Genomic DNA, 6,364 nt, shown 5'->3' on the forward strand with positions numbered 1-6,364 from the left:
GCGTCAGTACTGCGAGGGCGTCGCGAGCACCGCCATCGTGCAGCGCGACACGCACACCAGGCGCCCCTGCTCGTCGGTGATGCGGATGTCCCACACCTGGGTGGTGCGCCCGCGCGTGATCGGACGGGCCTCGCCGTACACCCAGCCCTCGGTGACGGGACGCACGTGGTTGGCGTTGATCTCCATGCCGACGCAGTAGAACTGCGCGGGGTCCACCGTGAAGGAGGCGCCCCAGCTCGCGAGCGTCTCGGCGAGCGCGACGGACGCGCCGCCGTGCAGCACGCCGGCGGGCTGGCGGGTGCGGTGGTCGACGGGCATGCGGCCCTTCAGCGAGTCCTCGGTCAGCTCGGTCATCTCGATGCCGAGGGTGCGGATCATGGCGTGCTCGCCGCGCGAGTTCGCCCACTCCAGCGAGGGCTCGCCGAACCAGATGCTCATGCGCTCGAGTCTGCCACGGGCGCCGAGTTCGGCGGCGGGGTCTCGGTACGGGCGCTTCGCGTCCTACTCGACCACCGGGGGCGTCAGGCGAGTTCGGCGATGATCGGGTGGATCGCGTCGTCGAAGGCCGCGGCATCCGCTCGCAGCTGGTCGGTGACGGCGACCGTCTTGCGGCCGATCCACCAGACCCCGGATGCCGCGAGCGGGAGCACCTCGACGTTGAGCTCGAACGAGTGCGCGCGGCGCCCCACCTCGCGCTCGTGCTCGGCGATCGTGCCCGCATAGGCCCGGTACGTGTCGCCGGAGCGGGCGGCGGACGCGGTCCGGTAGCGCTCGTGCGCCCAGTCGGCCCAGGCGAGCGCGGCCTCCGCGTGCGGCCGGATCGAAGCGGCGAGCGCCTCGGCGCCCGAGACGGGGAGGGCGATCGCGGTGCCGTACTCGTCGATGAGCTCGAGCGGCACCGGCGAGGGGTGGTCCTCGGGCTCGACGGTCATGGCCCACCATTCGCGCCACTGCTTCTCGAGGGCGTCGTGCGCGTCGACGTCGCGCGGCGCGGGGTCGGAGCCGATGCGGCCCACGTCGCGCAGGCGCGGCAGCTCGGCGGGTGAGGCGATGCCGAGCACTTCGCGCAGGTAGAGGGCGAGCAGCACCCCGGTGCTCGCGTTCTCGCGAATCACCCACGACGGCGTGGACCCCGCGTGCATGTCCCGATTCTACCGCCGGCCCCCGTCACCGGGCCCGGCGGCGCGCAGCCGCACGGGTAGCCTTGTCGCGTGAGCGCCAACTCGTCCTATGCCGCTGCCGGAGTCGACACCGCCGCCGGCGACCTCGCCGTCGAACTGATGAAGGAGGCGGTGGCGAAGACCCACGGGCCGAACGTGCTCGGCGGCGTGGGCGGGTTCGCGGGCCTGTACGACCTGTCGTTCGCGAAGGACTACCGCCGGCCGCTGCTCGCGACCTCGACCGACGGCGTCGGCACGAAGATCGCGATCGCGCAGGCGCTCGACCGCCACGACACCATCGGGCAGGACCTGGTGGGCATGGTCGTCGACGACATCGTCGTGGTCGGCGCGACGCCGCTGTTCATGACCGACTACATCGCCTGCGGCAAGGTCGTGCCCGACCGGATCGCGTCGATCGTCACGGGCATCGCCCGCGCGTGCGCCGAGACCGGCACGGCCCTCGTCGGCGGCGAGACCGCCGAGCACCCGGGACTCATGGGCATCGACGACTACGACGTCGCAGGTGCGGCGGTCGGCGTGGTCGAGGCCGACCGCGCCCTCGGCGCCGAGCGCGTGGTCGACGGCGACGCGGTCATCGCGATCGAGTCGAGCGGCCTGCACTCGAACGGCTTCTCGCTGGTCCGCAGCATCCTCCGTCAGGCCGAGATCGGCTACGCGGATCGGTCCGATGACCTCGGCACGACCTGGGGCGAGGCGCTCCTCGAGCCCACCCGCCTCTACTCGGGGCCGCTCGTGAAGCTGCTCGCGCACGAGACGCTCGGGACGGCCGTGCACTCGCTCTCGCACGTGACGGGCGGCGGCATCGCGGCGAACCTCGCGCGCGTGCTCCCGCGCGGCTCATGGGTGGAGGTCGACCGCTCGACGTGGTCGCCCCAGCCGGTCTTCCGCGTGCTCAACGACCTCGCGGGCGCCACGCTCGAGTCCACCGAGGGCACCTGGAACCTCGGCATCGGCTTCTTCGCGGTGGTCGCGGCCGACGCCGCGGCATCCGTCATCGCCGAGCTCGACGCGCTGGGGCTGCCGTCGTGGCAGGTCGGGACCGTCGGGTTCGGCGACCGGCCGGGGGCCGCGGAGGGCGGGCCCGACGACTGGGAGCAGGGCGCCAAGGGCGTCGACGGGGGCGCCGTGCGCCTCGTCGGGACCTACGCGAGCTGACCGTGCGCGCCGCGGTCTCGATCGGCCTCGCCGGCACCACCGACCACGACCTCCTGCGGGCGCTCGCCCCGCGGCTCGAGCGGCTCGGGTTCGACGGCGTCTGGCTGAACGACGTGCCCGGCGGCGACTCGCTCGCGGGGCTGCGGGCCGTCGCCGAGGTGACCGACCGACTGCGCCTCGCGACCGGCGTGATCCCGCTCGACCGCCGGCCCGCGGCGAGCCTCGACCTCGGCGGCCTGCCCGTCGAGCGCACGACCATCGGCATCGGCTCGGGCGGCTCGCGGCATCCGCTCGGCGTGGTGGCCGACGGCATCGCCGAGCTCCGGGGCCGAACGGATGCCGCGATCGCGGTCGGCGCGCTCGGCCCCCGCATGCGACGGCTCGCCGCACGGCAGGCCGATGCGGTCGTCCTGAACTGGCTCACCCCGGCCGCCGCCGAGCAGGCGATGGCCGAGCTGCGACGCGATGCCGGGGATCGAGCCGACCGGGTGCGGGGCGTGCTGTACGTTCGCACGATCGCCGACGCGGCCGCCCGGGCGGCCCTCCGGCGCGAGGCCGATCGGTACGGTTCGTTCCCCTCGTACGCGGCGAACTTCGCGCGCCTCGGCGTGCAGCCCATGGACGCGACCATCGATCGCGGGGAGCGCCTGGCCGCGTACGACGTCGTCGACGAGGTTGTCCTGCGCGCGATCACCGCCGACGGGACGCTCGACGAGCTCGAGCGCTTCGCCGACGAGGCGGCGCGCTGGCGGAGTTCGCTCGCCTGACCCGGTCCGGCGCCGGCGGGTGCCCCGCTGCGGGACCATCGGCCGTGTCCGCCTCGCGCCGGCCGCCGCTACCGTGGCCGCATGAGCCTCCGGTCCGAGACCCCGGCCCCCGCGGTCGCCGAGCGCGCGGGCACGCCGGTGCGCCTCGGCCGCTGGACGGCCCTCGTGGTCGCGGGCGAGGGCGTCGGCTTCCTCATCCCGGTGACCGGCTTCTGGATCGCCTCGGCGCTGGGCCTCGACGGCTGGGCCGCGTGGGGGCTGCTCGTGGTCGCAGGCGCGGGCGAGGGCGCGCTGCTCGGGCTCGGACAGTCGCTGGCGCTGCGGGGCACGCGCGCCGCGGTGCGGGTGGGGCGATGGGTGGCGGCGACGGCGGTCGCGGCATCCGTCGCCTGGTCGATCGGGATGCTGCCGCCCACCCTCGCCGACCTCGGCTCGCCGCTCGACTTCACCGCGCCCGCCACGTGGGTCGCGGTCGGCGCGGGCGGGCTGGTGCTGCTCGCGACGATCCCGGTGGCCCAGTGGCCGGTGCTCCGCGCCTCGGGCGTGCCGCGCGCCTGGCGGTGGGTGCCGCTCAACATGGCGGCCTGGCTGGTCGGGCTGGGGTTCACGTTCCTGCCGTCGCCGTTCATCGACGAGTCGACTCCGGCGGCGCAGCTGTTCGCCTGGTTCGCGCTCGGCGGGGTGCTCATGGCGCTCACCGTCGCGCTCGTCACCGGGTGGGGCCTGCGAGGGATGACACGTCGCTGACCGGGCGACACGCGGGACCTTGTGCCTCGGGCCGCGCGCCGGACGGCCGGTACCGTGATCGCAATCGCCGTGACGGATGCCGCGACCGCAGCGTCCGGCCGGCGACCGGCGGCGACGGGGCGCGCCGGATCCGATCGTGGGGGAAGGCGATGGGGGAGTCGATCGAGTCGGCCGAACGGGCCGGTGCCGACACCGCCGGCGCACCGGAGTCGCGCCCGCGCCGCCCCGGTCGAGCACGGACCGTCGCGGGCGCCTTCGCGCTCGTGCTGGCCGCGGCCGGCGCCACGGCGGTGGGCGTGCAGCTGCTGGGCACCGACGACTCGCGCGACCTCGTCTCGTTGCAGTCGATCGACTTCGCCGACGAGCCCGATGGACCGGTCGCCTCGTACGACGGCTGGACCGCGGAGGTCGCCGGGTCGGTGCTCCGGCTGCGGGCCGTCGCCCCGGGCGCGATGCAGCCGTTCTGGACCGCCTCGCCCGCCACCGACGCGATGACGGTGTCGGCGACGCTCGACCTGCCCCCGGGCGTCGCCGGAGACGAGCTGTTCGTCGGCGGGATCACGGTGCTGGGGGAGTCCGGCGCCGGCTGGGGAGTCGCGTGCGGGTCCGACGGCGACGCGTACGTGCTCGCCGTGTGGGACGGCCGCAGCCAGGCCCTCGACCGGGTCGCGGACGCGGGCTGCGACGGTGAGCGGGTCAGCCTCGAGCTCGCCGCGGCGAGGTCGGGGGAGCGCACCGACACGATCGAGGTGCGACTTCCCGACGGCGGACGCGTGGTCCTGAAGCCCGGCGAGGTCCGCGGTCCGTTCACCGGGGCGGGATTCGTGATGGCCTCGGCGGACCGCACGCTGACGGTGCCCGGCCTCGACGTGCGCACCTACGAGGTGCGGGTCGAGCCGGCGCCGACGAACGGCGCAGGCTCGTAGGCGGCCGCCCTCGCGTCAGCGAGGGGATGCGGTGGGATCAGGAGGCCCGGTGCGTTCCGTCGTCGGCCACGAACGAGTCGTCGTCAGCTGCGTACTCGGCCCACTTCGACGCTTCGTCGTCGTAGTGGTCGTGGTTGGAAGCCGTGAGCTCGCGCTCGAGCGCGCTGTAGTCGGTCGCGGGGCTGAAGTACTTGAGCTCCCGCGCGACCTTGGTGTGCTTGGCTTTCTGACGGCCGCGCCCCATGCGTGACCCCCTTACGACGTCTGGCCGGGTGGGATGTACGTCACCCGGCTCTTCTGATAATGATCAATCCCGGCCGATAGTTTAGCACCGCCGGGACGCCCGGACGCCGTCCCCCGCGGCGCCTGCGGAGTTGCCCTCCTCGCCCGCGGTGAACGCGGGAACGTGCTGAGATAGACGGGTGGAATCGATCCCCGAGCGCGTGAAGGTGGCGGTGATCGGCGCCGGTCAGGCGGGCCTGTCGGTGGCGTTCTACCTGCGGCGATTCGAACTCGTCGCCGACGAGGACTTCGTCATGCTCGACCGCGCGCCGGGGCCCGGCGGCGCCTGGCAGCACCGGTGGTCCTCGCTCCGGCTCGGCACCGCCCACAAGGTCAACGACCTGCCCGGCATGGCCGAGCTGGGCCTCAGCTTCGAGACCGCCGACCGGTCGCTGCCGGCCAAGGAGGTCGTCGCGGACTACTACGGGCGGTTCGAGCAGCACTACGACCTCCGCGTGCACCGGCCGATCGACGTGCGGCGCGTCGCGAACGACGGCGTCGACCTGCGCATCGAGTACGGCGACCTCGCGCCGCAGCCCGTGGAGGAGGAGAAGGCGCGCGGGTTCTTCGGGCGCCGGCGCAAGACGTTCCGCGAGCCCGAGCGGCCCGAGACGCCGGTCGGCGAACTGCGGACCCAGTTCCTCGTGAACGCGACGGGCACCTGGGGTTCGCCGTTCGTGCCGTACTACCCGGGCATGGGCGACTTCCGGGGCCGGCACGTGCACACCTCGGACTACGTGGACGCCGAGGCCTTCCGCGACCAGCACGTCGTGGTGGTCGGCGGCGGCACGTCGGCCATCGGGTTCATGCTCGAGCTCGAGGACGTCGCGGCCGAGCTGACCTGGGTCTCCCGTCGGCCGATCGACTGGCTGGACCGGCAGGAGCTCGACCTGGAGGGCGCGTCGGCCGCCGTGGCCAAGCAGGACGAGGCGGCGCGCGCGGGCCGGGCGCTGCCGTCGATCGTGAGCGGCACCGGCGTGCCGAAGAGCCGCCGCATCGCGGCCGGCATCGAGCGCGGGCTGCTCGTCGCCAAGCCCATGTTCGAGCACATCGAGGCCGATCGGGTCGTGTGGAGCGACGGGTCGTCGGCCCGTGCCGACGCCATCATCTGGGCCACCGGGTTCCGCCCGGAGCTGCGCCACCTCGCGCCGCTCAAGCTGCGCGAGAAGGCGGGCGGCGTCACCGTGGGCCAAGGGGCCTCGTGGAACGACCCGCGGGTGTTCCTCGCGGGCTACGGTCCGCAGGCGTCGACGATCGGCGCGAACCGCGCCGGGCGCATGATCGCCCGGCAGATCATGGCCATGAT

At 74.2% G+C, this 6,364-nt stretch carries 8 protein-coding genes; 5 read left to right on the forward strand and 3 right to left on the reverse strand.

Going from position 1 to position 6,364, the window contains the following annotated elements:
- Positions 1-3: 3 nt before the first annotated feature.
- A complete protein-coding gene (locus M1L56_RS10120; RefSeq protein WP_067945645.1) occupies positions 4-438 on the reverse strand; it encodes a hotdog fold thioesterase in 435 nt (144 codons plus the stop codon).
- Positions 439-521: 83 nt separating this feature from the next.
- A complete protein-coding gene (locus tag M1L56_RS10125; RefSeq protein ID WP_248599131.1) occupies positions 522-1,142 on the reverse strand; it encodes a zinc-binding alcohol dehydrogenase in 621 nt (206 codons plus the stop codon).
- A gap of 69 nt (positions 1,143-1,211) precedes the next feature.
- Here M1L56_RS10125 and purM point away from each other — a divergent pair, with 69 nt between their 5' ends.
- The 4 genes from purM (at position 1,212) to M1L56_RS10145 (ending at position 4,776) form a co-directional block, all read left to right on the forward strand.
- Positions 1,212-2,336: a phosphoribosylformylglycinamidine cyclo-ligase gene (purM, locus tag M1L56_RS10130; protein WP_248599132.1), complete on the forward strand. Its 1,125-nt coding sequence runs from the start codon at positions 1,212-1,214 to the stop codon at positions 2,334-2,336.
- A 2-nt stretch (positions 2,337-2,338) separates the two neighbouring features.
- Complete coding sequence (locus tag M1L56_RS10135; protein WP_248599133.1) at positions 2,339-3,103, forward strand: LLM class flavin-dependent oxidoreductase; 765 nt, start codon at positions 2,339-2,341, stop codon at positions 3,101-3,103.
- A gap of 81 nt (positions 3,104-3,184) precedes the next feature.
- The gene (locus M1L56_RS10140) at positions 3,185-3,850 is read left to right on the forward strand and encodes a hypothetical protein (protein ID WP_248599134.1); all 666 of its coding nucleotides are present in this window, start codon (positions 3,185-3,187) and stop codon (positions 3,848-3,850) included.
- Positions 3,851-3,999: 149 nt separating this feature from the next.
- Positions 4,000-4,776, forward strand: a complete 777-nt coding sequence (locus M1L56_RS10145; protein ID WP_248599135.1) for a hypothetical protein — start codon at positions 4,000-4,002, stop codon at positions 4,774-4,776.
- Between the two features lie 37 nt (positions 4,777-4,813).
- On the opposite strand, the gene M1L56_RS10150 is transcribed toward M1L56_RS10145, so the two are convergent.
- Positions 4,814-5,020 carry a DUF3073 domain-containing protein gene (locus M1L56_RS10150; protein ID WP_067945635.1) on the reverse strand — a complete coding sequence of 69 codons (207 nt, stop codon included), beginning with the start codon at positions 5,018-5,020 and terminating at the stop codon, positions 4,814-4,816.
- A 178-nt stretch (positions 5,021-5,198) separates the two neighbouring features.
- Between M1L56_RS10150 and M1L56_RS10155 the strand changes: the two genes are divergently transcribed.
- Positions 5,199-6,364: NAD(P)-binding domain-containing protein (locus M1L56_RS10155; protein WP_248599136.1), on the forward strand; the 1,166-nt coding region annotated here is incomplete at its 3' end.

Source organism: Agromyces sp. C10 (assembly GCF_023217995.1).
Taxonomy (GTDB): domain Bacteria; phylum Actinomycetota; class Actinomycetes; order Actinomycetales; family Microbacteriaceae; genus Agromyces; species Agromyces indicus.